General features: G+C 31.0%; 34 protein-coding genes. 3 read left to right on the forward strand and 31 right to left on the reverse strand.

Features of this window, described 5'->3' with window-relative positions; genetic code table 11:
• Positions 1–35: 35 nt before the first annotated feature.
• Complete coding sequence (locus tag ACTTBM_RS00645; protein WP_440634285.1) at positions 36–1,211, forward strand: MFS transporter; 1,176 nt, start codon at positions 36–38, stop codon at positions 1,209–1,211.
• A 31-nt stretch (positions 1,212–1,242) separates the two neighbouring features.
• Here ACTTBM_RS00645 and ACTTBM_RS00650 read toward each other — a convergent pair whose 3' ends face one another.
• The 17 genes from ACTTBM_RS00650 to ACTTBM_RS00730 all read right to left on the reverse strand — a co-directional run bounded on the left by ACTTBM_RS00650 (position 1,243) and on the right by ACTTBM_RS00730 (position 15,930).
• Entirely contained in the window at positions 1,243–2,433 is a 1,191-nt protein-coding gene (locus tag ACTTBM_RS00650) for an ABC transporter substrate-binding protein (protein WP_440634286.1), read from the reverse strand.
• Between the two features lie 92 nt (positions 2,434–2,525).
• Positions 2,526–4,007: an aldehyde dehydrogenase gene (locus ACTTBM_RS00655; RefSeq protein ID WP_440634287.1), complete on the reverse strand. Its 1,482-nt coding sequence runs from the start codon at positions 4,005–4,007 to the stop codon at positions 2,526–2,528.
• Complete coding sequence (locus ACTTBM_RS00660; RefSeq protein ID WP_440634288.1) at positions 4,000–4,782, reverse strand: alpha/beta fold hydrolase; 783 nt, start codon at positions 4,780–4,782, stop codon at positions 4,000–4,002. The genes ACTTBM_RS00655 and ACTTBM_RS00660 overlap by 8 nt, the downstream gene beginning before the upstream one ends.
• Positions 4,783–4,788: 6 nt before the next feature.
• Positions 4,789–5,376 (reverse strand): amino acid synthesis family protein, encoded by a 588-nt coding sequence (locus ACTTBM_RS00665; RefSeq protein WP_440634289.1) that lies wholly within the window; start codon positions 5,374–5,376, stop codon positions 4,789–4,791.
• Positions 5,373–7,076 (reverse strand): thiamine pyrophosphate-binding protein, encoded by a 1,704-nt coding sequence (locus tag ACTTBM_RS00670; protein ID WP_440634290.1) that lies wholly within the window; start codon positions 7,074–7,076, stop codon positions 5,373–5,375. The genes ACTTBM_RS00665 and ACTTBM_RS00670 overlap by 4 nt, the downstream gene beginning before the upstream one ends.
• A complete protein-coding gene (locus ACTTBM_RS00675) occupies positions 7,073–8,242 on the reverse strand; it encodes an LLM class flavin-dependent oxidoreductase (protein WP_440634291.1) in 1,170 nt (389 codons plus the stop codon). The genes ACTTBM_RS00670 and ACTTBM_RS00675 overlap by 4 nt, the downstream gene beginning before the upstream one ends.
• A 328-nt stretch (positions 8,243–8,570) precedes the next feature.
• Positions 8,571–9,179, reverse strand: coding sequence for a hypothetical protein (locus ACTTBM_RS00680; RefSeq protein ID WP_440634292.1), 609 nt, complete (start codon positions 9,177–9,179; stop codon positions 8,571–8,573).
• A 260-nt stretch (positions 9,180–9,439) separates the two neighbouring features.
• Positions 9,440–9,775, reverse strand: coding sequence for a hypothetical protein (locus ACTTBM_RS00685; protein WP_440634293.1), 336 nt, complete (start codon positions 9,773–9,775; stop codon positions 9,440–9,442).
• A complete protein-coding gene (locus ACTTBM_RS00690) occupies positions 9,775–12,030 on the reverse strand; it encodes a primase-helicase family protein (RefSeq protein WP_440634294.1) in 2,256 nt (751 codons plus the stop codon). The genes ACTTBM_RS00685 and ACTTBM_RS00690 overlap by 1 nt, the downstream gene beginning before the upstream one ends.
• On the reverse strand, positions 12,030–12,245 hold the full coding sequence (locus tag ACTTBM_RS00695) for a hypothetical protein (RefSeq protein WP_440634295.1): 216 nt from the start codon (positions 12,243–12,245) through the stop codon (positions 12,030–12,032). The genes ACTTBM_RS00690 and ACTTBM_RS00695 overlap by 1 nt, the downstream gene beginning before the upstream one ends.
• Positions 12,238–12,681 carry a hypothetical protein gene (locus tag ACTTBM_RS00700; protein WP_440634296.1) on the reverse strand — a complete coding sequence of 148 codons (444 nt, stop codon included), beginning with the start codon at positions 12,679–12,681 and terminating at the stop codon, positions 12,238–12,240. Before ACTTBM_RS00700 ends, ACTTBM_RS00695 begins: the two co-directional genes overlap by 8 nt.
• Before the next feature lie 172 nt (positions 12,682–12,853).
• Positions 12,854–13,477 (reverse strand): hypothetical protein, encoded by a 624-nt coding sequence (locus tag ACTTBM_RS00705; protein WP_440634297.1) that lies wholly within the window; start codon positions 13,475–13,477, stop codon positions 12,854–12,856.
• A gap of 1 nt (position 13,478) precedes the next feature.
• Positions 13,479–13,916: a hypothetical protein gene (locus ACTTBM_RS00710; RefSeq protein WP_440634298.1), complete on the reverse strand. Its 438-nt coding sequence runs from the start codon at positions 13,914–13,916 to the stop codon at positions 13,479–13,481.
• Positions 13,917–14,114: 198 nt separating this feature from the next.
• Positions 14,115–14,546, reverse strand: a complete 432-nt coding sequence (locus tag ACTTBM_RS00715; RefSeq protein WP_440634299.1) for a hypothetical protein — start codon at positions 14,544–14,546, stop codon at positions 14,115–14,117.
• Positions 14,546–15,034, reverse strand: coding sequence for an ssDNA-binding protein (locus tag ACTTBM_RS00720; protein ID WP_440634300.1), 489 nt, complete (start codon positions 15,032–15,034; stop codon positions 14,546–14,548). Before ACTTBM_RS00720 ends, ACTTBM_RS00715 begins: the two co-directional genes overlap by 1 nt.
• Entirely contained in the window at positions 15,034–15,318 is a 285-nt protein-coding gene (locus ACTTBM_RS00725) for a hypothetical protein (protein ID WP_440634301.1), read from the reverse strand. Before ACTTBM_RS00725 ends, ACTTBM_RS00720 begins: the two co-directional genes overlap by 1 nt.
• A gap of 213 nt (positions 15,319–15,531) precedes the next feature.
• On the reverse strand, positions 15,532–15,930 hold the full coding sequence (locus ACTTBM_RS00730; RefSeq protein WP_440634302.1) for a hypothetical protein: 399 nt from the start codon (positions 15,928–15,930) through the stop codon (positions 15,532–15,534).
• A 262-nt stretch (positions 15,931–16,192) separates the two neighbouring features.
• Here ACTTBM_RS00730 and ACTTBM_RS00735 point away from each other — a divergent pair, with 262 nt between their 5' ends.
• Positions 16,193–16,402, forward strand: a complete 210-nt coding sequence (locus ACTTBM_RS00735) for a hypothetical protein (RefSeq protein WP_440634303.1) — start codon at positions 16,193–16,195, stop codon at positions 16,400–16,402.
• 1 nt (position 16,403) lies between these two features.
• On the forward strand, positions 16,404–17,201 hold the full coding sequence (locus ACTTBM_RS00740; RefSeq protein ID WP_440634304.1) for a hypothetical protein: 798 nt from the start codon (positions 16,404–16,406) through the stop codon (positions 17,199–17,201).
• A gap of 259 nt (positions 17,202–17,460) precedes the next feature.
• Here ACTTBM_RS00740 and ACTTBM_RS00745 read toward each other — a convergent pair whose 3' ends face one another.
• From ACTTBM_RS00745 to ACTTBM_RS00810, 14 genes are all read right to left on the reverse strand, one after another.
• Positions 17,461–17,793 (reverse strand): hypothetical protein, encoded by a 333-nt coding sequence (locus ACTTBM_RS00745; RefSeq protein ID WP_440634305.1) that lies wholly within the window; start codon positions 17,791–17,793, stop codon positions 17,461–17,463.
• A 65-nt stretch (positions 17,794–17,858) separates the two neighbouring features.
• Positions 17,859–18,257 (reverse strand): hypothetical protein, encoded by a 399-nt coding sequence (locus ACTTBM_RS00750; protein WP_440634306.1) that lies wholly within the window; start codon positions 18,255–18,257, stop codon positions 17,859–17,861.
• Position 18,258: 1 nt separating this feature from the next.
• The gene (locus ACTTBM_RS00755) at positions 18,259–18,756 is read right to left on the reverse strand and encodes a hypothetical protein (protein ID WP_440634307.1); all 498 of its coding nucleotides are present in this window, start codon (positions 18,754–18,756) and stop codon (positions 18,259–18,261) included.
• Positions 18,757–18,758: 2 nt separating this feature from the next.
• Positions 18,759–19,097, reverse strand: coding sequence for a hypothetical protein (locus ACTTBM_RS00760; protein ID WP_440634308.1), 339 nt, complete (start codon positions 19,095–19,097; stop codon positions 18,759–18,761).
• A 4-nt stretch (positions 19,098–19,101) separates the two neighbouring features.
• The gene (locus tag ACTTBM_RS00765) at positions 19,102–19,953 is read right to left on the reverse strand and encodes a hypothetical protein (protein WP_440634309.1); all 852 of its coding nucleotides are present in this window, start codon (positions 19,951–19,953) and stop codon (positions 19,102–19,104) included.
• 1 nt (position 19,954) lies between these two features.
• The gene (locus tag ACTTBM_RS00770) at positions 19,955–20,407 is read right to left on the reverse strand and encodes a hypothetical protein (protein ID WP_440634310.1); all 453 of its coding nucleotides are present in this window, start codon (positions 20,405–20,407) and stop codon (positions 19,955–19,957) included.
• On the reverse strand, positions 20,404–20,796 hold the full coding sequence (locus tag ACTTBM_RS00775; protein WP_440634311.1) for an antibiotic biosynthesis monooxygenase: 393 nt from the start codon (positions 20,794–20,796) through the stop codon (positions 20,404–20,406). Before ACTTBM_RS00775 ends, ACTTBM_RS00770 begins: the two co-directional genes overlap by 4 nt.
• Positions 20,797–20,845: 49 nt before the next feature.
• Positions 20,846–21,622 (reverse strand): hypothetical protein, encoded by a 777-nt coding sequence (locus ACTTBM_RS00780; RefSeq protein ID WP_440634312.1) that lies wholly within the window; start codon positions 21,620–21,622, stop codon positions 20,846–20,848.
• Positions 21,622–22,599, reverse strand: coding sequence for a hypothetical protein (locus tag ACTTBM_RS00785; RefSeq protein WP_440634313.1), 978 nt, complete (start codon positions 22,597–22,599; stop codon positions 21,622–21,624). Before ACTTBM_RS00785 ends, ACTTBM_RS00780 begins: the two co-directional genes overlap by 1 nt.
• Positions 22,600–23,001 carry a hypothetical protein gene (locus ACTTBM_RS00790; RefSeq protein ID WP_440634314.1) on the reverse strand — a complete coding sequence of 134 codons (402 nt, stop codon included), beginning with the start codon at positions 22,999–23,001 and terminating at the stop codon, positions 22,600–22,602.
• Positions 22,994–23,296 carry a hypothetical protein gene (locus ACTTBM_RS00795; RefSeq protein ID WP_440634315.1) on the reverse strand — a complete coding sequence of 101 codons (303 nt, stop codon included), beginning with the start codon at positions 23,294–23,296 and terminating at the stop codon, positions 22,994–22,996. Before ACTTBM_RS00795 ends, ACTTBM_RS00790 begins: the two co-directional genes overlap by 8 nt.
• 43 nt (positions 23,297–23,339) lie before the next feature.
• On the reverse strand, positions 23,340–23,924 hold the full coding sequence (locus tag ACTTBM_RS00800; protein WP_440634316.1) for a hypothetical protein: 585 nt from the start codon (positions 23,922–23,924) through the stop codon (positions 23,340–23,342).
• Positions 23,925–24,329: a hypothetical protein gene (locus tag ACTTBM_RS00805; RefSeq protein WP_440634317.1), complete on the reverse strand. Its 405-nt coding sequence runs from the start codon at positions 24,327–24,329 to the stop codon at positions 23,925–23,927. It abuts the gene before it with no gap.
• A gap of 128 nt (positions 24,330–24,457) precedes the next feature.
• A complete protein-coding gene (locus ACTTBM_RS00810; protein WP_440634318.1) occupies positions 24,458–25,003 on the reverse strand; it encodes a hypothetical protein in 546 nt (181 codons plus the stop codon).
• Positions 25,004–25,005 lie beyond the last annotated feature (2 nt).

Here is a 25,005-nt window from a genome sequence, read left to right on the forward strand (position 1 = left end):
TGGGCTATGTATATGGCTGACAAGTATATGTTTTAATGAACAGAAATCTTTCACTTCTTATTTCAAGCCAAGTTTTTGGTTTCACAGCAGCCAATGTAACAGTTTTTTTAAGTGGAATAATCGGAAGTCAGCTTTCAACTATTAAATCATTAGCCACTTTTCCTCCTTCAATTTATGTAGTTGGTATAGCAATCTCTACAATTTTTGCTGCAAAAGTTATGTCAATAATTGGCAGACGTTTAGGTTTTGTTTTGGCATCTATAGGTAGCTCTTTAGCTTGTTTACTTGCTGCATACTCAATCTTTATTAATAGCTTCATAATATTTTCATTTTCTTGTTTTTTACTTGGTACTGGAATGGCTTTCATTCATCAGTATAGATTTGCAGCAGCTGAAACAGTTGAAAAAGATAAAGCACCTAAGGCAGTTTCTATGCTTTTGTTAGCTGGAATTGTCTCTGCATTCATAGGAATTACTTTAGCAAATAAAACAAAAGATTTAATTAGTGATCATGTTTATGTTGGATCGTATATCGCATTAGCATGTCTTACTATTATGCCTGCAATTTTTTTAAGTTTTTATAAAAATTCAAAAATTACTAACAATAACAATTTAACAAATACTAATGTTAGGACTTACAAAGAATTTATTTCTGATCCAAAATTTCTACAAGCAATTGTAGCTGCTACTTTTGGTTATGTGGTTATGGCATTTTTAATGACAGCTACTCCAATTAGTATGCATTATGTCCATAAATTAAGTGTAGACAAAGTTGGACTGGTTATCCAATTTCACGTACTTGGAATGTTTCTTCCATCATTGTTCACAGGTAACCTAATAAAGAGATTTGGTTTTTCAAATATAATGTACATGGGAGTTTTTTTTTATGCTTTGACAATATCATTAAGTTTATTTGAGCCGACTTTTATAAATTATTTTACCTCATTGATATTTTTAGGAATAGGATGGAATTTTCTATATATTTCAGGAACCAGCTTATTAGTAACCACTTACAATGAGCAAGAAAAATTTAAAGCCCAAGGATTTAATGATCTAATAGTTTTTTCTGCTACAGCAATTGGAAGTTTATCAGCAGGAATTTTAATTTCATTGTTGAGTTGGAAAATAGTAAATTTTATGTGTATTCCTTTTTTGATAATTATTTTATTTGTAATTTTAAGAGCAGATATTAAAAAAGCCCCAGCAAACTAATTTACCAGGGCTTTTTAAAATAAGATTTAAATTATCTTTGTTTTTTAGTTTTGAATTTTCCACCTTTAACTTCTTGCTCTAAGAAAGAACCTTCAGCTTCACCAACTTCAGTAAAAGATACTCCGGTAGCACCTTCGTAATTTATCTTTTTACCTTTTGCTAGTAAGTCTAAACCTTTCTTTAATTCACCTGGGTAGATTTTAGTACCAGGAGCGTTAGCAACATCCATTACATTTTTTGCAATAGATGCTCTGTCAGCAGAATTACCCGCTTGCATTGCAAGAACGATTAAAGCAGCTGCATCGTAAGACTCTCCTGTGTAAGGACCAGATGAATCTATACCACCAGCTTTTGCAACTTCTGCAAATACACCAGCACCTTTACCAGTAGAACCTGGTAGAGATCCAAATGATTTACTCAAGTCTTTACCAAATGCATCAACTAATGATTGACCAATCATACCATCTGATAAAACGAAAGTATCAAATGCACCAGAGTCTAAAGAAGCCTGAATAATTCCTTTTCCTCCTTGGTCAAGATAACCAATAACTGCTACAGCATCACCACCAGCAGAAGCAAGAGTTGCTACTTCTGATGAGTAATCTGCTTTACCATCTTCATGGGCAGTTACAGTTGTAACTTTAATACCATGAGCTTCAACTGCTGCTTTATAAACATCAGCTAAACCTTTTCCATAGTCATTGTTAGTATAAGTGATTGCAACACTTTTTACTTTTCTGTCTTTTGTAATGTCAGCTAAGATTTGACCACCTCTAGCATCTGATGGAGCTGTTCTAAAGAAATATCCATTATCATCTAGAGTTGTTAATCCTGGAGAAGTTGCTGAAGGTGAAATCATTACAACACCATTTGGTACAGCAACATTTGTTGCAATAGCACCTGTTACACCTGAACAGTCAGCTCCCATAATTGCAGCTACACCACCTGAAATTAAACCTTCAGCTGCTGCTGTTGCTGCTGCTGAGTCAACACAAGTTGAGTCTGCTCTCATTGCTTCAATTTTTTTTCCACCAAGTAATGAACCTGAATCTGAAGCCTCTTTAAATGCAAGCTCTGCAGATGCAGCCATAGCTGGAGTTAGAGATTCAATAGGACCTGTAAATCCTAAAATGATTCCCATTTTGATCGAATGTCCGTCTGCAATAACGTTTGAACCAAAGCTTGATACAAACATAAATGCAGCGATAAATAGTTTTCTCATTATCTTCCTCTTTATTGTTAACAATTTATAAAATCTAATTTAAGTATGAATAATCTGAATATTCAATGACAAAATTGGCTTATTTTAAACTATTATCTAATAGAGAATGGGTCTAAAGATGGTTCATCTGATGTGTAGAACCAAGTTGTTTTTACTCTTGTGTAATCTTTAATTGAGTCAATTCCTGCCTCTTTACCATATCCACTATCCTTGATACCTCCAAATGGAGCTGACGGTGAAATTAATCTGTAAGTATTAACAAATGTTATTCCAGCTCTAATTGCTTTGGATACTCTCATACCTCTTGATAAATTGCTGGTATATACTCCGGAAGATAATCCATACTGATTGTCATTCATTTTTGAGATAACCTCTTCTTCAGTATCAAATTTCATTACTGATAAAACAGGTCCAAATAATTCATTTTCTGCAACAGGTAAATTATGATTATCACATTCAATTATAGTCGGTGGAAAATAATAACCTTTATTTGAAAAAGAATGTCTCTCACCACCACATTTAATTTTTCCACCTTGATCAATTGTTTCTTTAATATTTTTTTCTATTGTTTCTAATTGTTTAAAATTACTCAAAGGGCCCATTTCAGTTTCAGGATCCATAGGTGCTCCTATTTTTATTTTAGAAGCTCTTTCAGAAAGTTTGTTTAAAAATTCTTCATAGATACCTTTTTGAATATAAAGTCTTGAACCAGCTATACAACTTTGACCACTTGCTCCAAAAATTCCTGCTGTAATTCCATTTATTGCATTTTCTTGCTCAGCATCATCAAAAACAGCCACTGGACTTTTTCCTCCAAGTTCTAAACTCACTTCAGAAAGATTTTCTGCTGAATTTTTAATTATATGTCTTGCGGTTTCTGGTCCACCTGTGAAAGCAATTTTTTCAACTAAATCATGCGTTGTTAAAGTTTTTCCACATGGGTCTCCAAATCCAGTTATGATATTTATCACTCCTTTGGGTATCCCAGTTTTTTCAATTAATTTGGCAAATTCAAATAATACCGCAGGTGCTAGTTCTGATGATTTAATTACAACAGTATTTCCCATTGCTAGTGCTGGAGCTAATTTAGTAGCAGTTAAAAACATTTGTGAGTTCCAAGGGATAATGGCTGCTACCACACCTATAGGTATTCTAGTGGTTATTGCTTGAATATTCGGTTTATCAATTGGCAAAACTGTACCCTCAACTTTATCAGCTAAACCTGCGTAGTAATCATAGTATTCTGCAATATAGATTGCTTGTTTTTTTGTTTCTCTAAACAATTTTCCTGTATCTATTGTTTCTATTTCCCCAAGCATTTCTGCATTTTCTCTTAACTGGTCTCCAATAGCTCTTAAAAATTTTGCTCTTTCCTTAGGAAGTAATTTAGGCCATTCACCTTCGAATGCTTTTTGCGCAGCTTTAACTGCTTTATCAGTATCATTAGCACTTGCTTCGGGAACAATTGCCCAAGGTTCGTTATTTTCAGGGTTTAAAGTTTCAAATGTTTTATTGTTTTCAGCATCGACCCACTGTCCATCAATATACATTTGATATTTTTTAAGTTTACTCATTTTCTTTGATAAAATTGTTAAGAGTTGAATTTACATCATCGGCACACTCAATACCACAAAGATGTTTTCCATCCCTGATTATCTTTAATTGGCTTTTTGGTATTAAAGCATTTAATTCTTGAGACATTTTAACTGTAGAGCCAATGTCATATTCTCCAGTCATAACTAAAGTGTGATTTTGAATTTTATTAAAATCTTCATCATTTTGATGTTTTGCAAACAGCTCATAAACTTTCAGAAAATGATCCATATTATTAGCTGCTAAAATAGAGCTAATTTTATCATAAATACTTGGATGGTTTTCAATATACTTGTCTGTAAACCATCTTTTAAGAGCTTGTCTTGACAATTTAAGATCTTTCTTTGCTTGTTCAAATCTTTGATTTACAATTTTTTGTTGCTCTTCGGTCCTTTTATATATTGAGCATAAAAGAGTTAGTGATTGTAAATGTGAACTGTGATTGATAGCAAAATTTCTCGCAATCAAAGAACCTATTGAAAAACCAACCAAATGAATTTTTTTTATATTAAGGTGGTTAATTAAATCAATTAATTGATCAGAAAAGTCATCAAATGAAATTATTTCCTTATCTAAAGATGATTTTCCATGACCAAGAATATCATATGCAAGAGTACTATAATCATTAAAAAAATCTAATTGAGGTTTCCAAATCTCGTGGGTTAAACCTACACCATGAACAAATACAATTGGAATTTCTTGGTCTTTTTTTATGTATGAGTAAAAAGTTCCAGAAGTAGTAGTTCCAGTGGTCATCAAGATTTATTTGGGTTCAATTCCCATTTCTTTCATATCTTGATATCGATCACCTGTTCTAGCGTGTGCCCTTCCACTAGATGCTCCACCTATCGCAATTACCACCTCATCATTAAATGGTGCATCATGTATAGTAAATTCATGTGTTAGATAATAAGGTCTTAACCCAGAGTCTGTTTTATGCATCATTGGAATAGAAATTTTTGATCCAGCTGGTCCCCTTGTATTTGTAAAACTTAAATAAGATGTGCCTCCCACAGCGTCTCTAAATTTATTTCCAAATCTCAAAGTGTGAATAAAAGCTGATGCATGCTCAATTTCTCCATCCAGTCCAACTACTCCTGCTTTACCATATGCTAGTATTTTTTCTGGAGATCCTATTTCTTTTATTAATTCTGGAACAAGTAAATCACCTAACTTAGGAGCTAGATCTAAAATAGTTGGTCTTAAGTCCTCAACGAATCCTTGACCATGCCATGGATTTTTAAAAACTGCAGCAACAGATACTAATAATACAGGCTCTTTTGCTTCCTTGCTTCCTTCAATAAAAGTTTTGTCTACAAATTTTGTAAATTTTCTTAGTTCTAATTTCATTTTTTAATTCTATGTTGAAAACTATCTCTTCTAAAACTGTATAATGCTTTCGGATCTACATCAACATCAATCACAGAAGGTTTATTGCTTTTAATTGCTGCTCTAACTGCTTCATTTATTTCAGAAACTTTTTTAACTTTAAATCCTTTTGCCCCATATAATTCGGCAACTTTATCAAAAGATGGACTTGTTATATCAGCACCTAAATATCTTTTACCAAAAAAATCTTTTTGATAAGCTTTTTCGGCTCCCCAACTTTGATTATTCATCACTATAGTTGTTGTATTTATTCCATATTCAACAGCTGTGCTTAATTCAGAAATAGTCATTCCAAAACCACCATCGCCCATCAAACTTACAACTGTTTTTTTGGGTTTTGCAACTTTAACTCCAAGTCCACAAGCGAAAGAGAAACCAACTAGGCCAAAATCTAAAGGTGTAAATAGAGAAGGGGGATCATAGTATTCTAAAGCGTCTGTTGCTTGTAAGCACAAGGTTCCTGCATCTAAAGTGATCGCTGAATTTTTAGGTAATACTTTTCTTAGTTGTTTAAACAAACCTTTTGGTTGGATTGGAAAATTTTTTCCTAAATTTTCATTTTCTCTCTTATTTAAAAATTCTTTTCTTTCTTTAAAATACAAATCAGTCCATTTTTTTACATCTAATTTTATTTTTTCTTTTTTAATTTCTTTATATAATTGAACAGTGGCTGTTGCAGCATCTGCATGAATTCCTATTGATACTGGAAAATACTTTCCAATCATTTTTTTTTCTAATTCAATTTGAATTATTTTTGCTTTTTTATTTATATTTTCATAAGAGTAAAATGTTGAATTAAATCCTAGTCGAGTACCGATTGCCAAAATAATATCTGCTTCCTTGACTAATCTTGATGCAACAGGATTGCCTCTTGGTCCCATTTGCCCTGCATTTAATTTATGACTAAATGGTATGGCATCTCCATGACCTGCGGCTGTAACAATTGGAATATTAAGCAATTCTGCCAATTTAATAACTTCTCTATATTTTGAGTTATATTTTATTCCAGCCCCAACAATTATTGTTGGATTTTTTGATTTCAGTAGCAATTTAGTTGCTTTATTTATCCTCTCTTTATTTGCTTTAAGATTACTTTCACTTGAGAACGAAGGTTTATTTAAACTAATATTGTAAGTATTTTTTTCCGCTAATATATTTCTTGGAAGATTGATACAAACAGGTCCTCTTCTTGGTTTCATTGATAAATCAAATGCATCGCCAATTACTTTAGGAACAATCTTAGAATTTTTTATAGTCCAAGTCTTTTTTGTAATTGGAGCAAACAAGGATTGTTGATCTAAGCCTTGAAAAGCATCTTCCATTTTATCTTTTGTTGAGTAAGAACCTGCAATCGCAACTACAGGAGAGAAAGCGGCTTTTGCTTGCGCTACCCCGGTCACTAAATTTGTTGCACCTGGTCCATTTTGGCCTGCAATAATTACACCATGCTTATTAGACGCTCTTGCATATCCATCAGCCATATGAGTGCCTGTTCTTTCGTCTCTAACTCCAATAAATTTTATACTTTTTTCATGATAAAGAGCATCAAACATTTCCATTGTTGCAGAACCAATTAAACCAAAAACATGTTTAGTTTTTTCTCTCTTAAGAGCTCTAACGGCAGCTTGACCACCGCTTATTTTTTTTTTGGAATTGATCACGAAACTTTTTTAACTTCAGTACCTAAATTATCTTGAAAATGAGGCATCACTTTTTCTGTAAAAAGTTTAATACTTTTCATACAATCTTTATGTTTAACACCAGGAAAGTTTGACCAAACTTGCAAGTTTTGTAAATTTAATTCAGATTTTAATTCATGAATTTTATCAATAACATATTCAGGCGTTCCAAATAACATATTTCTTTTGTGTAAAAATTCATAATTTAATAAATCCAGCTTACCTTTGGTCTCTGGAAGTTCTTCACCTGGATCCATATGATTGCCTAGACCACGCCAATGACAAACCCAACGCATATAATTTACCATGTGTTCACCAGCTTTTTCTTTAGCTTCTTCCATTGTATCAGCTACAAACATGTCTCTAACAAGAGATACACCTTCACCTAAAGGAATATTTTTTTTGGTTACCTCAGATCTTTTATTTTTATAAGCTTCAAATTTTGCCTTTAGAGCTTTAACTGTTGGTATCCACATTATAATATTTATATTATTCTCAGCTGCCCACTCAATTGATCTAATTCCATCAACTACTTGATGAATAGGAGGATAAGGTTTCTGAAAAGGTTGTGGTAAAACACTAATTTTTTTCATCGTGTTATCTTCCATATTCATAAATTCTTCACTTGGTGGACTCATGTCATGTTGCCAAACATAATTTGGAGAAGGATATGTATAAAACTCACCTTGATGACTAAAAAACTTTTCACTCCATGCTTTTTTTAGAACTTCAAGTGTTTCAGCAAACAATCTGAAGTTTTTTGCCTGGTCTTTAAGATCAGCTTCTTTGTTCAAATTGATTGCTTCTCTACCGTAAATTCCTCTAGCAACACCTACCTCAACTCTTCCTTTTGAAAGTTGATCTAGTGTAGCAATATCCTCTGCTAGTCTTATAGGATTATGAAATGTAATTACATTTGCGGCTTGTCCTATTCTAATATTTTTTGTTCTTGCAGCTGCATCTACCCCCATCATTATTGGGTTAGTGCATGACTCCATTCCTTCATGATTAAAGTGGTGTTCAGTAAACCAAATAGAGTTCCAATTATTTTGATCACAATATTCTGTGATTTCCTTAGTTTCGTCTAATAATTGATGATACGGTTTGTGTGTCCAGTTAGTGGTGTTGCAAAAATAACCAAATTTCATAAAGCCTCCTTTAAAAGTTAATTTAAAGACGACCGATCCCGCTTTCGCTATGTCTAGCGCTGAGTTATGTGTACGTTCTTCTTCAATAACCATAACACTTTTAGAGATCTCTAGGAAGACAAATAGTTATCTGGAGGTCGACCAAGGGTGTTTCACCATGATTCTATGTTCTTTTTTATGACGTTTTGAAGGTCTGCTGCAACCAACTGGCATCAGCTGCAGCAAACGTAAGTAAATTGTAAGTAAATTCAATATAGAAATAGCAGCTGGAAATTCAACGAATATAAGTCCTGGAATTTTGCTTTAAACTATAGGTCAACCTAAAGTGTCACCAATAGAGCTTCCTGGTAGGCTGAACATCGTTCTCTTCTAGGTAGCTGTCATACTCATTTTTTGGTTGTGGAAATAATTCTTTATAATCAGTTTTAAATGGAATTGTACCTCGAGGCTGTGAGCTAATAGGCTCAAGACCAAGTGTTTGAATATGTGTCTTACTCATATTTTCAATACCATTACTGTAAGGTCTGACTATAGGTGTGTTTAGCTGCTTCTGCAGCCTCTCTCTTTTTTTCTGTTTAGCCAGTTCCACTGCTTCAGGAATTAAGTCTTGTACTTCAGGATCAACATTATGTTTTAGTTTAGCCAACATCTTCATTTCATTATGTTGTCTTAGTTGGTTTGAATATTTTGGATTTGTACTTGTAAAGTGATTACCTCTGTTCCGTTTTCTGGGTACGTGGGGACGATTTAAAGTTGGGGAATTAACTTTAATAGGACAGCCTCCTGTATCCCCGTTAAAAAAATATTTCCCCTCTTTTACGATATAGACGTCTGCATAGTGACCTCGCTTCATTCTCTTCTTTAAAGTATCCCTTGTAATACCTAGCTTTTTCGCAAAGTCTGATCTTGTTAAGTTGTACTTCTTATTTGTAGTCATTTATTTAGTTATTTTGGTTACCTTGAATTACATCCCCATCTTACTGGACGTGCACCATTTTTACTAACTCTATTAGTCCTTTAAAAATATCTTCTGAGACATGTGAGTAAACATTGATCCATTAAGCTTTATTTCACGTACTTGTCTCAGCTGTCTCAACTGTCTCAAGGGTTTTTCATTAATAGGATTATATATTTCATGCATCCCTCACAAAACAAAGAGGTTTTCTAAAAGTGGGTGAGTGAGTGAGACATGAGAAATTATTTTATGAGATCAAAAAAATCTTCCATTGATATTACTACAATAGGTTCTCTTGTGTTCATCTTCATAACCACACAAGGCATCAACTTATGGTTACCTTTAGCTGACTGTTTGTACCAGTCATAGATAGTTTTCATCTTGTTCTGGTTCTTACATTCGAACTGTACACCAACCAGCTTTTTAGCAACCTTAGACAACACAATATCAGGTCCATTTTGACCTGTAGCTGCTGTTAGAACATCCTTCTTTTTTAAATGCGGAAAACTTTTGAGAATTTTATCTCTAACCATATTCTGCAGCAGAGCTGATTTTCTTTTTTTACTAGTAGGTGTCATTAACAAACATCAAATCCTTTCCTAGTTTCATAAAGAATTCCAAGCTCTCTATCAGTCATGTCAGTAATAAGTTTACCTTCATGTTCTCGATGTTCCATTAGGTAAACTCGAGGTCTACTTCCGTTAGCGCATCTAAGTTGCACTGTCAGCTTACCATTAGGCCACTTGCAGCAATTATCTTTTAAATAAGATTCAACACTCTCGAGATTGAAATATAGATTTTTAAAATCTTGATGTTTTTTTAGAGCAAAGAAGGTTTTTTTAGTATTTAGAAAACCTTCATAAGACCAGTATTCATCAAGATCACCATTGTATTTTTTTGTCCATTCAGAGCAAAAAGGAAATGTTTTATCTGCAAAACACTCATCCATTACTTTGACGAAGTCATCTTTATTAGCATAGATAATATTCTCTTTAGCTTTGTTCATTGGTGCATCTTCAAAAAACATTTTTCTGTCGTAAGTGATGTCATTTAAAAGATGGTATTTAAACGCTGAAGGATCTTGAATAGCTTTAAGAATTGCATCTTTATCTTGCGCAAGACGCTGCACTATTTGCTCTTTAGGTTTATCAATATCAATGACAAATGTTCGTCTGTCTTCTCCAGCAATATGCATTGGTTTATCTGAGTTAGAAAACATGTAGAAGTTAGCTAAATTAGGTATATGGACAGGATCTTTAAATTTAGGATTTACCATTATTTCTGGCTCAGTAATTATGTCTTTTATTTTTTCAGATTTATCTTTCATTTTAGATGTGTTGTTCAGAGCAACTTCATTTAAAAAGATGGTTTGTGCGCCATCGATAATAGTAGAGTGACCATCTATTAACTGATCAAATTTTACATTGGTTCTAACATTAGCGGGGCCGAACATAGCTTGTACAAATAGTGCGAACAGACCTTTACCAACGCCATGAGCTTTTGAGTGCCAGATAGAGAACCATTGAGTTTTAAGTCCACCATAGCCAGTCTCTAAGTAGTGCTGGTGCTCACTTTCAGCATTTAAATTAAATGCCAGTTTTTGTTTCTCTATTTTCCAATTGTCTTCACCTAACAGGTAACAATAGTAGTCATCAAACTGCTGGTATTCACCTTTCACTGCTTTTAAATCAGGCTTTTGATAAATATTTAAATATTCACCTGGTTTAAATCCCTTGATTTCACCTGGTTCAATATAAACGACTCCTGGTGGTAGACCAGGATGGGTGAAGTAACTTTTAACTTTTGTTGTAGCTGAGTTTTTTAACAGCTCACCTGAAAAATCTTTGTATTCAGATTTATACCAGTCGTTCAGTTGTTCTTTTGAAAGAAATTGTTGATCACTAGTTTCATACCAACCTGTTCTGCTTAAAATATAAATGTGTGCAGCAACAAGTCCATCAGGAATGACGACAAGACCTTTTGCGTCTAAACAAGGTCTATGACCCGTCATTTCTTTTATCCATTTACTTTGACCATTGATAAAATATTTCTGGTCATATTTTTCACAGGTTTTTAAAACATGTTTTTCTTCTTTTAAGAAATCTCTTTCATTAAGCTTAGTAGCAAATTGCAGGTTCAGCTCTTCTAAAGATACGTCACATTCAAAATGTTTTTTATAGAGTGCAACATTGAATAATGCTTTTGATCTGCTTCCTACTTCTCCTTTACCTGTCATGCCAACTGCAGCGACTACAATTGGATGACTTCTGTATTTATACCTAAAGAAGAATTGCTGTAATGATAATGGATTTCCACCTGGTGAATAACAAACGTCATAATCAAATGAATAGGGTAGGAAGAACCATCTGCCGACTGCACCTTTTTCACTAGGAATTGTAGGTGCTGTTGAAACAGTATCTACTTTAATATTAAGTTTTTTGGCAACTTCTGCCTCTAAATTTTTAACGTATTCGTTAGCCTGTTCCACTGGCATTGGTTCATCAAAGAAATCTAAAACTCTCCATCTTTTACTAGGTGTTAAAAAACAAAAAAATCTAGTTCCAATTTTACTCCAAATTTCACCTGGAAATTTATCTACTGACAATGGAAGATCTATATCGATACCACCCCAGCTACACATCAAAGTCTCTTCATTAACAGGTGACAAACCTTTAAGTTGACCACTTAGGTGTGCTTCATAAGGAAAAGGTTGAGACTCTTCATGAGCATTCTTTTTTCCAGTTACTTTGTCGATATAATCTAAGGTGCCATGTTTATTTATTGCACCTTTAAATATTTCTGAAAATTTTTTTACTTCTTCTAGATTAGGCATTACTTACGTCTCCTTTTACTTTTTAAATATTTGATGTAGTCATCTGTAGTTTTGAAATATCGCTTACCTTCACCTTTGATATACTTAACGATATACCTTCCGTTTCTTCGGTGATGGTTCATGTAATCACGATGATATTTTCTTCTTTTTTCTCTTCTTTCTAAGAGTTTTCTGTAGTCAGCTTTTTTTTCAGGTGTCCAAAATGCTTCAGTCATTGGCCTCCTTCTTTTTTTTGATAAGCTTCAATTTTTCAATTTTCTTGCCACTCTCCATCAGTGTCTGGTCAAACTCTATGGTGTAGTCTTGTATATATTTAAGCTTTTCTTTTTTAGTAAAGGTGATGACATCTGACTTAGTATCGATACCCATTTCATCAGCTGACCATGCAAAAGACATCATGGTGTCAAAGTCTCTTAGTTGCTTTTGGAATAATTTCTGATTTTTTTTGTAGACTGATAGGTTCTCCTGATACTCATTATACAGTCTGAGATATGCATCCGCATATTCCATAAGCATTTTAGCCAATAGCTCATTATCTAAGTAGATTTGATTTATATGTTGCTGCTGTTTATTAAAATATTTTCTAAAAAATTTGGCTAATTTAGAATTTTCAATTTTAGCAGCTGGTTTTTTGTTCTGACTTACTGTCATTTATAGACTCCTTCGTTTTAGGATGAAGTGATCTATAAAAGAAAACCAGACTTTCTACTGTCTTCGACTGACTCAGATTTTCACCTGGTGCAATCTCTGCAGCAATCTCATTTAATTCAGAATAAGTTTTATTCTTCAAAGAAATACTATGAAAGTTGTACTTACAAGCCACTTACTTCTCCTTATTTTTTTTTGGATTAAACATTGCATTCATTCTTTCATGTCTTTCTATATTCTGAGCACCACCTAAAAGATAACTTATGCCACTATTTGCCAGTCTAAGTTTCTCTCTTTTGTTTTGCTCTTGAATTCGTTCAAAATTTTCTCTCTGTGATTTCTGTTCTGGTGTTTCTTTAAACATTTCTTTTAACTCTGCTAACTGATAGCTGACGTTAGGTTTTTCAAATGAGTTTGATTTAAATGTTGCAGTTGATGCGGCAACAGGTTTTTTTACAAAAGGTTTTGGTGTAGTAGGGGATGGTCTTTTAACACCTGGTCTTTCATTTAGTTGTCTTTTAATACTTTGAGTTTTATCATCATAAGTTTCCCAAATAGCATTGTGTTGACGAGCTTCATTTATATTTCCATAAACAATGTCTCTTTTATTATTTCTAAATACTGGTGAATTTGGTTTAGACAATGCTGGATCATAATGCACGATCATATCTGCTGGATTAATACCATCATAAATAACTGCATTTTTTATTAACTCTTTACCAAATGCATTTAGTGCACCTTCAGTTTTCTTTTTGTCAACTTTAGATGTTACAACAGGTTCATCTTTTTCTTTACTCATGTTAATCCTTATCTTTACCTAGTGTCATCTTCAGCAGCATGTTTACAGTTTCTCTTTCAGCTGGACTTAAACTTTCCAAAGTTCGACCAGGCGTAAACTGACCAGCTAGATCTAATTTACGTATTGGCTTTTCACCTCTCATTTTTATTGCTTTAGCAAAATCAATGACTTTTCCTCCATCACTAAGCATCTGTCTAAGCTCATCTAAAGGTATAGTTTTTATAAATTCCTCTTCAGTTCCTTCAAAGCCACCTTCAACAGCTTCCTCATATCGCTGTTTCAAGTTTTGTCTTACAGATAGGAATAGTCCCTCAGGTGTTAAATCATCCAGTTTTGATGCTACTAGTTTTGATTCAGCTAGTTTATTTAATATTTTGGCAACTGATCCATCACTCTTAGCTTCCATCTTTTTATCTATTTGGTTTAATGTTTCCTTCATTAGTTTGTCTCCTTTTTTATTCGTTCCAAAAAGAATCTTTCAATTCCATAATCGAACAACTTGTGAAATTTACCATTGAGGACGATCCATTTGGTTTTGTCATCAGTCAATGGATTGTAGTCAACCAACTTTGGTTGCTTACGAAGTTCCTTACGGATCTTCTCTACAATTTTGTGATGGGTTGTTGGGAGGATAGCTTTAGGCATCCAACTCCTTTGTATAATACGAACATGCTGAATAGAACTTACAGTCCCAGCTATCTAAGATTAAATTATCTTTAATTGTTACTAGGTGACGTGGAACTCTTACAATACATGTCTTACCTTCAGAATTAAAATTCTCTAATCTTTTTAGGCTGCCACCAAAGGTTCTTTGCGGCTTATGTTTTTTCCAGCCTAATCTTCTTAGATAAGTTTCATAAGTATCTTCTTGATTTGGTAAAAATCCAGTCTCTTTTGCGATATCACATAATGCATCAAACACTTGATCATAAGGTTGATCAGTTGCTAGTGCTATTGATCTAATTACACAATCACCTCTTTGTCTCTTAGATTTAAATCTACTTTCTTTTAAACCTCCGTCATTGTGTTTCCAAATATTTTTGGTTTTATTAAATATCATTTTTTCCATTATGCTATCTCCTCAAACCCCTCTGTTGCTGTAGATCCTTCGACCAGGTCAACAACTTGAATACCTTTTAATCGAAGAGTGCAGCCAACTCCAAGTGAAGCTGAATTGTAACTACTAGCATCAAACTTAACAGCCATTGTAGTACCAGACCAAACAGTTTTATCTTCACCTAGTGGTAACTTCTTCTTGTCAATAATTTTAGGTTTAAATTTAGATTTGAATTTGAACTCTATTTGATCATCTCCAATTTCTCTAAATGGTAATGGTGCTCTTTTAATTTTTTCAATACCAGGTTTTCTTTTGTGCTCATCTGCAACTTCTGCAGCAATACAACTTTTTATTTTTTGCACTAAAGGTTCAGCAGCATCTTTTGTAATTGTAACTTTAACATGGTACTGACCTTCACTACTAAAAGCTGTATCACCTTGACCTGTTACGTATGGATAGTTTGCGATACCTACAGGTGTTATTAGATCTTTTACGTTCATTAATTTACTCCTATTCTGTTTTCTGGTTTAGATATAAAGATTAACTCACCATCTTTTAATTGTGGTTTGTCTAGTCCGTTAATCTTAGGTAAAAAATAGTAGAGGTAAAATACGTTAGCGTTCCATATATAATTTCTAACACCAGGAATTTTAATTCGACCTGGCACTACACTATATTTCACACCTTCAATAAAAAATTCTCCAAACCCTTTTTCTTTTTCTTCTTTAATCCACCTTTCACAAGTTTTATATTGAATAGACAACTCAGAGCATAACTGCTTCATTGTCAGAAAAGGTTTTTTGAATTTTATAGGTATAGATTGTACACTTATCATATTTACTTACTTATTCGTTGATCTTAGTTCAACGTCTTCTAATATAGTTATTTAAAAAAAGACGTCAATCTTTTTCTATCGGAGTAGCTATCATTTTAAAAAAATAAAGAAAGGGAACATTCCCTGAACAGGTGTAAAGATTATCAACAAAATTGACTCAGTTTACCTGAGTTTATCTATAAGAGCTTGAGGTAGCTTTTGATTTGGTCTTCCGTAGTGTGTGAAATTCTTAGATATAAAGAATTTATCCTGTCTCTTATCAGAGATTAATTTAGTTAAATTATGTACTTCTTTTTCTGCATCAAAAGGGGGGTTTGGAAACTGTTCATAAGCTTTCTTATACTGACCTGAATTCACTAGATTAGTTACTGTATTAATTCTAGTAGTATTTGGATCTTTCATTCTCTGCCAGATATAAAGTTGGAACTTAATCATCTTCCAGACTGTCTTTTTATGACCAGCTTTATCAGTAGCAAACTCTCGTTTTATTACATTAAGTGCAACCTTCGGATCAATATCGTTTTCTTTTAGATATTTAATAAGTTCATCTATATCTTTCATAGATCGTCAGTATAGTTTGACGTAGTCAATGTCAACTGTATCGGGCCCCATTGGTTTCAGAAAATCAACTTTTTAAAAGAGGGGGAGGGGGAAAAACTGAAATTAGGGTACCTAATATAAGCTCTAAATACTAAGATTTGGATATAGATAAACCTTCAAAACTTGCTGAAGTGGAGAGGACTTGTAAAAAAAATATTTTTCAAAAAATTCTATTGATCCTATATTTTCCTATATACTATTATAGAAAGATTAAGTCAGATAGATGGAGTGGATAGAATTAATATTTTCGACAACAGCAGGTGTAATAATTTTTTTACCTATAGCCGCGCTAATAATATTTTTTTACAATAAAGTATTCTGGTTTGTTGGTGGACTTCTTGGAATAAAAAATCCTTTTTGGAGACTGAGAGGTGGGGGAATTGTTGTTTTAATAATTTACACAATAATCATATGGAAGATGGGTTTATTTTAAAATGTTTAAGTGGTTGAGAAATAAATTAATAAAAGGCTCAGAAGAAGAATTTGAAAAGGGATTAGATAGAAATACTAATTTTTTAGAATTTGCTAAATCATTCAATAATAATCCTAGAGAAGTTAATGAAATAATTTATTCGCTAGAAACAGAAAACATGAGATTATGGACATTTGGTTATAGTCAACACAATATGTCTAAACTATTGGATCTGGATATGGAGTGCAGGAGGGTATTTGCAAATATTTATGGTGGTAGCGATCTAAAATACAATAAAAAATTTGATCCAAAACCAGAGAACTCTAAAAAAAAGAAAACTGCTTCAAGCGAAATGGAAGAACTTGCAAATGATATACATAAAAAGTTTCATAAAGTTTGTGATATTTTAAAAAAAATAAAAAAGAAGACTACAACTTCACAATTAGTTGATCTTTTGAAAAAAAATAAAATTGAACTAGATGCAAGTTTTGCAAAGCAAAACGAAGGTGCTTTTGATTTTAAAAACCAGGTTGTATTAGAAATAGGAAACCATAAATGTTTACCAATTATTGAAGCTGAAGAATATCGTAATTCTGATTTTAAAAAATTTAAATTTATAGTTTCCTGTTCACAAGATTTGAAAGGACTAATGTTGATGTTTGACCATGAAAGTAAAAAGAAAAATATTTCTTTAGTTGATTTTAACAAAGCATTCAATTTATCAAAAACCATCACAAGTGAAATTGGTCCAAATGCTGAGGAATTGTATGATTTAATCGTAGCTAAAGGTAAATTTGATGACACAGATAAAAGAATTTAAACCAATCCTATGTTATGACACTAAGAGAAATATTTAATAAAGTTTTAGACTTTGATTTAACTCTAATAAGCGACCTACTATTTTATGGACTAATCATATTTGGGTTTTTTCTCTTTTATCCATATATAATTTTTATGGGTGTAAAGCATTTCTCAGAAAATTTTAAAAAATGGCCTATCTATAAAAAAATTGGAATGTCGTTAGCACTATTAATTATGATAGGATTGTGGCTGTTAGTTTTTGTTCTTCACTTTTTTTATTAATTCAATTTCCTGCAAACACCAAAACTTTGAATTCCATCATTATATGTTCTAGCCCACGTGCTTGTTTTTTTAAAAAAGATCATTTTAAAATCTTCAAAAGTAGCGGTATATCGATCTCCCTGATCTATGACTATAGCTGATCTCTCACCTTTAGCTTGATAATACATGATCATTTTATCTCTTGTGATTGCTAACATTGATTCAATTCCACTATCATGTTTACAAAAAAAAACATCTTCTTTAGATTTAAATTTAGGAATTTTAATTTCATTGGCAAAACTTTCATTTGTTAAAAACATACAAATAAACATTAAAAATATTATTTTCATTGGCTACTAGAATATATTGCATAAGCCAAGGCTACAAGTTCTATGGCTACAATCACTTCTAGCAATTAAAATTTCCTTTCAGTTTTTTCACACATATAATTGAAATCATATTTTTCACCTTTTAATTTGCCATATTGATACATACTTCCATCAAATCTATTAATAATAATTTGCATGTGTGTATCCATACTTTCTACGCTATTGAAATAAGAAATTTTATCTTTAGTTATTTCTATAGATGTTAACTCCGTACCTAATCCATTATCTTGTCTACCAGAAAATTCTTTTGAATTACCGTTAAAAATTATCCAATCTCCACCTTCATCAAAGTTTAAAATTAAACTTACTGCTCTATTTTCTTCTACACTTCTCTTTTCATCAATACATTTGATTGTAATATTTTCTGCATATGCGGATACGTAAAAAAACAAATAAAAAGCAATGATTGATATGAATTTTTTCATATTAAAATTTTTGATCAACTTTTGTTATAGGTAAATCTTTCTTATTTATTTTTTTACATTGCCTACCATCTTTTACCTTTTCCTCTGTAGTGTTTTCAAAATAAGCCTCCAACAAACCTGTTTCTCTATCTAGTTGCCAAATCATTTTGTAAACATACTCTACTTTATTACTATCATTAGATAGAGATAGAGTTTTTTTATTATCATCAATTGAGGCATAAGCTCTTGCTTTAATATATTTTTTATTAATTTCTTCTATAGTATAGGAATGTTTAAACTCTTCGTTTAATTCATCCCAAGACATAAACATTCTATAATCATTAAATGCCAAGTAAGAAATAGCATTACTTTCATTGTTGGTACATTCCAAATAAGTCTTGGAGTCATGTGTAGCTCCTCTATAAATTAGATATCCAATTATTATTAATAAAATAAGCAAAATAATTCCTGAAACTTTTAATGTTTTTTTAAAAAAATCTAACCAAGTATTATTTTTCATTTTTATAAAAATTTAAAAAGATAATCTAATATCATAATTGGTATTCCATAAGTGATAAGGTTAATTCCACCTGCAACAGGAATAGCAAAATAAGTATCATTCTTAGTTTTTTTATACTTCCATTTTTTCCCTTTATGCATGTTTACGTTGTGAACAGCAAAATGACCCATCATTAAACAAGCAACATACCAATACACACAGGCAAAAATACTTAATTCTAACTGTAATTTTTTTGAAACATGTAAATAGAAAATTGTAAAAAGAATTCCAACTATATGATTTAAATAACCATATTGCTTCACGTCATCTAATTGATCTTTCAAGTAACTATTTTTTTTCATTATATTACAATTGATTAATTAAAAGTGAGCTTGCTAATTCATTATCTTTAATTATTTTTCGCACTTCTTCTTCAGTGTAAGTAATTTTATTCAATTCTATATCAGTTATAAAAAATTCTGAAGCTGTGATTTTTAAATCTTCTATTTTGTTATCGCTATTTTTATTTTTATTTATAATTAAGTTTAAGTCTTTAATTGCAGCATCAAAGCCTGTGTATTCAGTGTTAAGAAAATAACCATAAATTGTTGCATTATTTTTTTTTAAAGGAATTGAATATATAGTACTTCCTATTCGAAATTTATTATCTAACAGGGTTTCAAATTTTCTTTCTATTTCAATATTTTGAAAATTACCAAATTTTAATAAAGGTTCTTTTAAATTTTTATCCTCTTTCTTGATTATTGAAATTAGATTTCTAAAATAATCATAAAAATAAATAATATATTTTTTTTCATCCTCAAGCATAGATACTTCAAAATATGTATTAAATTTTATTTTTTTTCTTTCTATGTTTTTTATGAATATTCTATCCTTGTCGGATTGTATTTTATTTTTCTCTAAAAATTCTTGTATATTTAATAATTTATACTCTTTATGTTTAACTCCAATATTGATTGAATTAAACTCATCTACTTTATTATTAAATTCATCTAGTCTTTTTTTTGTAAGAAATACATTGTTTTCAAATGTAAGTTCCTCATAATATTTTTGATCCTCAATACATTTTTGAATATCAATTGTTAAATTTTGTGAAAAATTATTACAGTTATGTTTTTTTACTTTAACTTCGTCGCTATCACCACACCCATACAAGAACAGTAAAAAAATAATAAAAATAAATCTAAATTTTTTCATTTTAAAATAATTTTTTAGTTAGCGAGCAGTCGTAGATAAGACTCATCCAATAGTTATTCTCTGTATCCCCATATTTATAATTTTTGTGATCTTCTGTTAATCGTCCTGTGTAACGATTTAATGTAAATTTTATTTCAAGTCTGGACTCCGATGAAGGTACAGCGTACCAAAAAATTAAATCATCACCAAACATATATGTGGATCCGTCTGAGCTATATTTTGGTGCTTCAACAATTTTTTCCTTCTTCGCATCTAACTTGATTTTGTAATCTTCAAAACCACTTTGGCTTATGGATAAATATTGTGTGTTTTTCTCAGTATCCTCATGAAATGGATAAGGTATTTTTCCAGTGATATGACCCTCAGTATATTTACAGTAAAGATCAACAATGTTTGCATAACCAGTCTCACTAAACAACAAACTAAGAACCAGGATCGATAGAAGTTTTTTCACTTATCAAAAAATTTTTTTCTAATATATCCTACTTCAGTAGTTTTAAAATGCTTGAAAGGTACATTTGTATCTTCAATTGCTTTTATAGTCTCTTCTGTAATATTCCCATAAACTTCTATTTCAAATCTGTCAGCAATCTCTTGATGTTTTTCAACATAGGCTTGAACGGGAGGATTATTAAGGTGATGCACCATAGCTTCACTGTTTCGGTAAACTTCACTCCACGTAAATTCTAAAGGATCTGTTGGATCTTGATCAAAAGTATGAATAAGCATATCTGGTTCTGACTCATTAACGGCGTCATCTGCTTCTTTTGCTATCTTAAGATATTCTTCAACCTTACCTTCTTTGACACGTATTCTAGCTATTAAAATAAAAGGATTAGACATTGTTTATAATAACAAATCCTGAACAGAGAGTCTAATTGTGAAATATTAATTATGGACAGTTCATATAAGTACCAGGATACCTCGAACACATTTCTAATAATCTGTTTCTATTATTCATTCTTCTAATATCATTACGCATAGCCTGAAGTTCTTGTCGATTTTTCCTGAATTCATTTTTGATATCTTGCCTATATCTATTTAAAGCTATTTGTTCCTCTTGTAAGGCAACTAGGTTTGCTACTTGATATGAAGTAGATTGCATTTTGGAGTTCCACAAATCAGTTTGTCGATCTGTTTGGTTTGAAATTTCCACTGCTTGTCTATTAAATTCCCCCCAATTTATTTCACCATTGTCTAAACGTGAATAAATAATAAGCATCTGAGTAACTGCTCTATCTATTATGGTTTTAAATTCGACTACTAATGGAGATTGGTATCTATCTTGCCTTGCTAAATCGTAACAAATCTCTGTCGATGAAACATAGCTTGATAGCGCAACTCTTTCATTATTGGTTATAAAACTTTTATCTGAATAATTTTTATAAGATTTATTTTCAGGGCTTTTTAAAAATAATGAATAATATTTAGGACTTGCATCCACTTTTTCCATGCATTCATACGCACGAGTTAATTTACTATGATAATCGTTAAATTCTCTTTGATCAAATCCTAGAGCTTTAGAAGTGGTATTAATTCGATTTGTTCTCTCCTGTTTTTCAATTGCTCCATCTAGTGCTCCAGTTGCAATACTTACACAAGCACTATTATGAGCTAACAGGGTAAAACAAATTCCCCACATAATAATATTTTTGAAAATTTTAATCATCAATTCAAAACTCTTTTTACAGCAGCATCATACTCGTCTTTGGTTAATGCTCCAATATCAAACATTTCTTTTATTTGATCAATCTGATTTTGTTGTTGCTGAGTAATTGTTTTTTCTGTTTTAGGTTTTATGATTACATCTTCATTTACAGTTGTTTTTTGAACATCTTCTTTTTCTTTAATGTCATTCACTGGAATTTCATTTTTTACTTGAGCATATAGCTTCTTACTTAATTTTTTTGCTGGATGAGTTAATTCGGCTGCACTTTTAAATTTCCACATTAACTTTTTGTATAATTTTTCATTTTGTTTTTTGTAAATTATATAAATAGCTGCATCTCTACAGTCATCATTGCTACCATAATATTTGGTATAATTCTTATAATCTGAACTATGAGTGAACCAGATTTTATTTGTATATTGTCCTGTTCCTGTCCATACACAAAAATATTCATCCCCCTTGTTTCTTTTTTTATTTTGTGTTGAACTACTAGTATCTATTGAAGCAACTGCCTTATTAAAATTTATAAAGCCTAAATTATTCAAAACTCCTTTAATTTGATCGTCTGAAATATTTTGTTTAATTCCTTTATTGTCAGATTTTAAATATTCTACATTAACCATGACATTATAATTCCAATCATCTTTAGGAAATGAATAGTCTGCTTTGTTCCATCTTATAATTTTAGTTTGTTTTTTTCTTTGTGCAAAAATTAAACATTTTTGACCATAATCTTCCTTACACCATTTCAGAGCTTTACCCATTCCACCTTTGCAAAACTCGGCACCACAAATTGTATATAGAGAATTGTTACCATCAGGGGTTACCATGAAATAGTTTGCATATTCATTTCTTAGAAATTTTATAAAGTCATTTGTCACTTTTTCACTAAGTTGTATTTCCCCTTTTCCAATTTTTGCATAAGCACTCCCCCCAAACAACAAACTAAGAACCAGGATCGATAGAAGTTTTTTCATTTAATCTTTTTCGTCAGTTCCCTCTAAGATTCTTTGATATTCAGTTTTTAGCTCACCTTTTTCTTTGATAGATTTTATATGGTCTCTCTTTTTTTCCATTTGAGCTTTTTCAGCTTTTAATTGTTTATAGTCTTTTTTTACTTCAATTACTTTTTTGCTTCTATTCAAAAAAATAAAAATAATTACAGCTAGTAAAATTAAAATGTTTTTAATTATGTAAGATAATGTTAGAAATTTTTTATTTTCTGACAGTTCTACCCAAGAGATATATTCGGAATGTAAATATGTAATTAGAATTATTGAAAATATTAAAACTATTAAACTTAATAATCTTGGTTTTATCCAATTATATAAATCATAAAGTTTCTTTAAAATAAATAAATCTCTAAAAGATTTAAGCATCTAGATCATCTTCATCGTCACCAAATCCAAATGCTCCCGCAATATTTCCTTTAAGAATATTACCAAGAAAAGTTATTCCCATAAAAGTTGACAAATATTTCCATCCTTTTTCTTTATGACTAGCTTTAATTACTTCAACGTTTCTTGCTACCATTGCTTCGTATTTCTTTTCTGAAATATCTTCTGGTGATTTATTATTAACGCTTAAATCGTAATCAGTTTTTTCGATAGCTTTGTCTATTACCTTGTCTTCGTATTTTTTCTTAAGATCTTTAGGTAATTTTGTTATGTCCATAATCTAAATATATCAAACAAAATTGAATTTAATCAATAGTATATTACTCCAAATCTTTCTTCAATTCATCAACATGGTAGGAAAAATTAACACCTATTACACCTTTGAAATCTTCTTTTACAAACTTTTCCCAATCTTTGATTGCTGCATCAACTCCTTTAGAAAAAAAATCATTTTCAGAAGATTGGTTATTATTCACTTCTTCAACTGTTGAGTGGTAAATTTTAAGAGATTTCTCTTTATTGAATTCAAATATCTGACACATCATGGCAGGTAATATTATCTCAAGTAATTGATCATCCTTTTTGCTCATAAAATCTTCAAACTGCAGTAGTGAGAGAAGAAAACTGTATAAATATCCAATTGAAAATTTATGAGAATAAAATTCTTCCAGCTTATTTTTATCCTTTAAATTAACAGGAGCTAAAAGTGTAAATACTGAAATCTTTAATTGAGTGAATACTAAATTGTAATATCTAACAATTTCAATTGTTTCTTTTTCACTGCAGATTTTTCTTACATCATCAATCCACTCTGTTAGCTGTAAGTTTTTTTTCTGCTCAATCTTCTCTCTAATTTTTCGTAAATTTCTTTTTTTGTCGGTTTTAAAAAAATCAAAAAATCCCATTTATTTTACTAAATCTAAGGAGTTAATATAAAAATATACTTTCTTACAGTATCTTGGACTTTCTAATAATGGCATATTTTCATCAATTGCGTTTAGACAATCACTTATCACATCTTCAAATTGATCGTTGTAATAATAAATATTAAACATAGTCCAATACAGAGTTATCAGAGAGTATAATAAAACTTTATCAGTTTTATCAGAAATTAATTTTTGAACTTCTCTAAAATCTTTTTTCTCTTTAAACGATTTAATTAGAATTTTTTGAACTTCTTTGGTCATTCCAAATCTGCCTCCTGTATGAAATATTCCATCTATCTCTTCATATCTTATTGTAATTTTTGGAGGACCTTTTTTTGGTCTAAATTTATCTAGATGACTATTTAAATATGTAACCTTAGTCACGATGTTTTTTTAGATCCTCTTTATTTTTTCTATTAATAAAAAGATAAATTAAAGTAATAATAAAAAACTTTACTCCTAAAAGAATAAAAATAGATTCCAAAGACATTTATTTAATTATAACTCAAAAATCATTTTTTATAAACTCTGTAACCTGTAAAGGCTGAAGCAACAAATAAAATAGATAACTTAAAATAAGGATCATTTTCATTTAGCATATAAGCACCTCCAACGATTAACGGTAAAATGTAGATAAATATTTTCATCAATTTATTTACTTCAATTTTCGAAACTAAATCAGTTGTAATTATTAGCGCTGCCAAAACATTAGAGCTCATCCATAAAATTGATAATTCCTTACCAATACTAATATTGAATGGCAGTTTAATTAAAGCATATCCAATATAAGCTTTAGGCACTAAGTCAGCCAATAAATGAATTGTAATTCCCAAAAGAATACCTGCATAAAAAATATCTATGAGTGTTTTATCTATTTTTGATTTTTTCACTAAGTAAATGTAAAAAATTAAAGGTAGAATTATTCCATGAGTAAGTATTGACCTGTGACTTAGTATAAACATTAATGACAAATCAATATCAGGAAAATTTAATCCAAAGAAAAATGATAAACAAAATACTAATAAAATTTTCCAGTAATTTTCTTTCTTTTTTCTCATGT

The sequence above is a fragment of the Candidatus Pelagibacter sp. HIMB1746 genome (genome assembly GCF_052047555.1).
In the GTDB taxonomy this organism is placed as follows: Bacteria; Pseudomonadota; Alphaproteobacteria; order Pelagibacterales; family Pelagibacteraceae; genus Pelagibacter.

Bases quoted from the DNA above. Each gene is read 5' to 3' on its own strand.
- ACTTBM_RS00645 (WP_440634285.1), top strand. From the start codon at position 36: ATGAACAGAAATCTTTCACTTCTTATTTCAAGCCAAGTTTTTGGTTTC.
- ACTTBM_RS00650 (WP_440634286.1), bottom strand. From the start codon at position 2,433: ATGAGAAAACTATTTATCGCTGCATTTATGTTTGTATCAAGCTTTGGT.
- ACTTBM_RS00655 (WP_440634287.1), bottom strand. From the start codon at position 4,007: ATGAGTAAACTTAAAAAATATCAAATGTATATTGATGGACAGTGGGTC.
- ACTTBM_RS00660 (WP_440634288.1), bottom strand. From the start codon at position 4,782: ATGACCACTGGAACTACTACTTCTGGAACTTTTTACTCATACATAAAA.
- ACTTBM_RS00665 (WP_440634289.1), bottom strand. From the start codon at position 5,376: ATGAAATTAGAACTAAGAAAATTTACAAAATTTGTAGACAAAACTTTT.
- ACTTBM_RS00675 (WP_440634291.1), bottom strand. From the start codon at position 8,242: ATGAAATTTGGTTATTTTTGCAACACCACTAACTGGACACACAAACCG.
- ACTTBM_RS00680 (WP_440634292.1), bottom strand. From the start codon at position 9,179: ATGACTACAAATAAGAAGTACAACTTAACAAGATCAGACTTTGCGAAA.
- ACTTBM_RS00685 (WP_440634293.1), bottom strand. From the start codon at position 9,775: ATGACACCTACTAGTAAAAAAAGAAAATCAGCTCTGCTGCAGAATATG.
- ACTTBM_RS00690 (WP_440634294.1), bottom strand. From the start codon at position 12,030: ATGCCTAATCTAGAAGAAGTAAAAAAATTTTCAGAAATATTTAAAGGT.
- ACTTBM_RS00695 (WP_440634295.1), bottom strand. From the start codon at position 12,245: ATGACTGAAGCATTTTGGACACCTGAAAAAAAAGCTGACTACAGAAAA.
- ACTTBM_RS00700 (WP_440634296.1), bottom strand. From the start codon at position 12,681: ATGACAGTAAGTCAGAACAAAAAACCAGCTGCTAAAATTGAAAATTCT.
- ACTTBM_RS00705 (WP_440634297.1), bottom strand. From the start codon at position 13,477: ATGAGTAAAGAAAAAGATGAACCTGTTGTAACATCTAAAGTTGACAAA.
- ACTTBM_RS00710 (WP_440634298.1), bottom strand. From the start codon at position 13,916: ATGAAGGAAACATTAAACCAAATAGATAAAAAGATGGAAGCTAAGAGT.
- ACTTBM_RS00715 (WP_440634299.1), bottom strand. From the start codon at position 14,546: ATGGAAAAAATGATATTTAATAAAACCAAAAATATTTGGAAACACAAT.
- ACTTBM_RS00720 (WP_440634300.1), bottom strand. From the start codon at position 15,034: ATGAACGTAAAAGATCTAATAACACCTGTAGGTATCGCAAACTATCCA.
- ACTTBM_RS00725 (WP_440634301.1), bottom strand. From the start codon at position 15,318: ATGAAGCAGTTATGCTCTGAGTTGTCTATTCAATATAAAACTTGTGAA.
- ACTTBM_RS00730 (WP_440634302.1), bottom strand. From the start codon at position 15,930: ATGAAAGATATAGATGAACTTATTAAATATCTAAAAGAAAACGATATT.
- ACTTBM_RS00735 (WP_440634303.1), top strand. From the start codon at position 16,193: ATGGAGTGGATAGAATTAATATTTTCGACAACAGCAGGTGTAATAATT.
- ACTTBM_RS00740 (WP_440634304.1), top strand. From the start codon at position 16,404: ATGTTTAAGTGGTTGAGAAATAAATTAATAAAAGGCTCAGAAGAAGAA.
- ACTTBM_RS00745 (WP_440634305.1), bottom strand. From the start codon at position 17,793: ATGAAAATAATATTTTTAATGTTTATTTGTATGTTTTTAACAAATGAA.
- ACTTBM_RS00750 (WP_440634306.1), bottom strand. From the start codon at position 18,257: ATGAAAAAATTCATATCAATCATTGCTTTTTATTTGTTTTTTTACGTA.
- ACTTBM_RS00755 (WP_440634307.1), bottom strand. From the start codon at position 18,756: ATGAAAAATAATACTTGGTTAGATTTTTTTAAAAAAACATTAAAAGTT.
- ACTTBM_RS00760 (WP_440634308.1), bottom strand. From the start codon at position 19,097: ATGAAAAAAAATAGTTACTTGAAAGATCAATTAGATGACGTGAAGCAA.
- ACTTBM_RS00765 (WP_440634309.1), bottom strand. From the start codon at position 19,953: ATGAAAAAATTTAGATTTATTTTTATTATTTTTTTACTGTTCTTGTAT.
- ACTTBM_RS00775 (WP_440634311.1), bottom strand. From the start codon at position 20,796: ATGTCTAATCCTTTTATTTTAATAGCTAGAATACGTGTCAAAGAAGGT.
- ACTTBM_RS00780 (WP_440634312.1), bottom strand. From the start codon at position 21,622: ATGATTAAAATTTTCAAAAATATTATTATGTGGGGAATTTGTTTTACC.
- ACTTBM_RS00785 (WP_440634313.1), bottom strand. From the start codon at position 22,599: ATGAAAAAACTTCTATCGATCCTGGTTCTTAGTTTGTTGTTTGGGGGG.
- ACTTBM_RS00790 (WP_440634314.1), bottom strand. From the start codon at position 23,001: ATGCTTAAATCTTTTAGAGATTTATTTATTTTAAAGAAACTTTATGAT.
- ACTTBM_RS00795 (WP_440634315.1), bottom strand. From the start codon at position 23,296: ATGGACATAACAAAATTACCTAAAGATCTTAAGAAAAAATACGAAGAC.
- ACTTBM_RS00800 (WP_440634316.1), bottom strand. From the start codon at position 23,924: ATGGGATTTTTTGATTTTTTTAAAACCGACAAAAAAAGAAATTTACGA.
- ACTTBM_RS00810 (WP_440634318.1), bottom strand. From the start codon at position 25,003: ATGAGAAAAAAGAAAGAAAATTACTGGAAAATTTTATTAGTATTTTGT.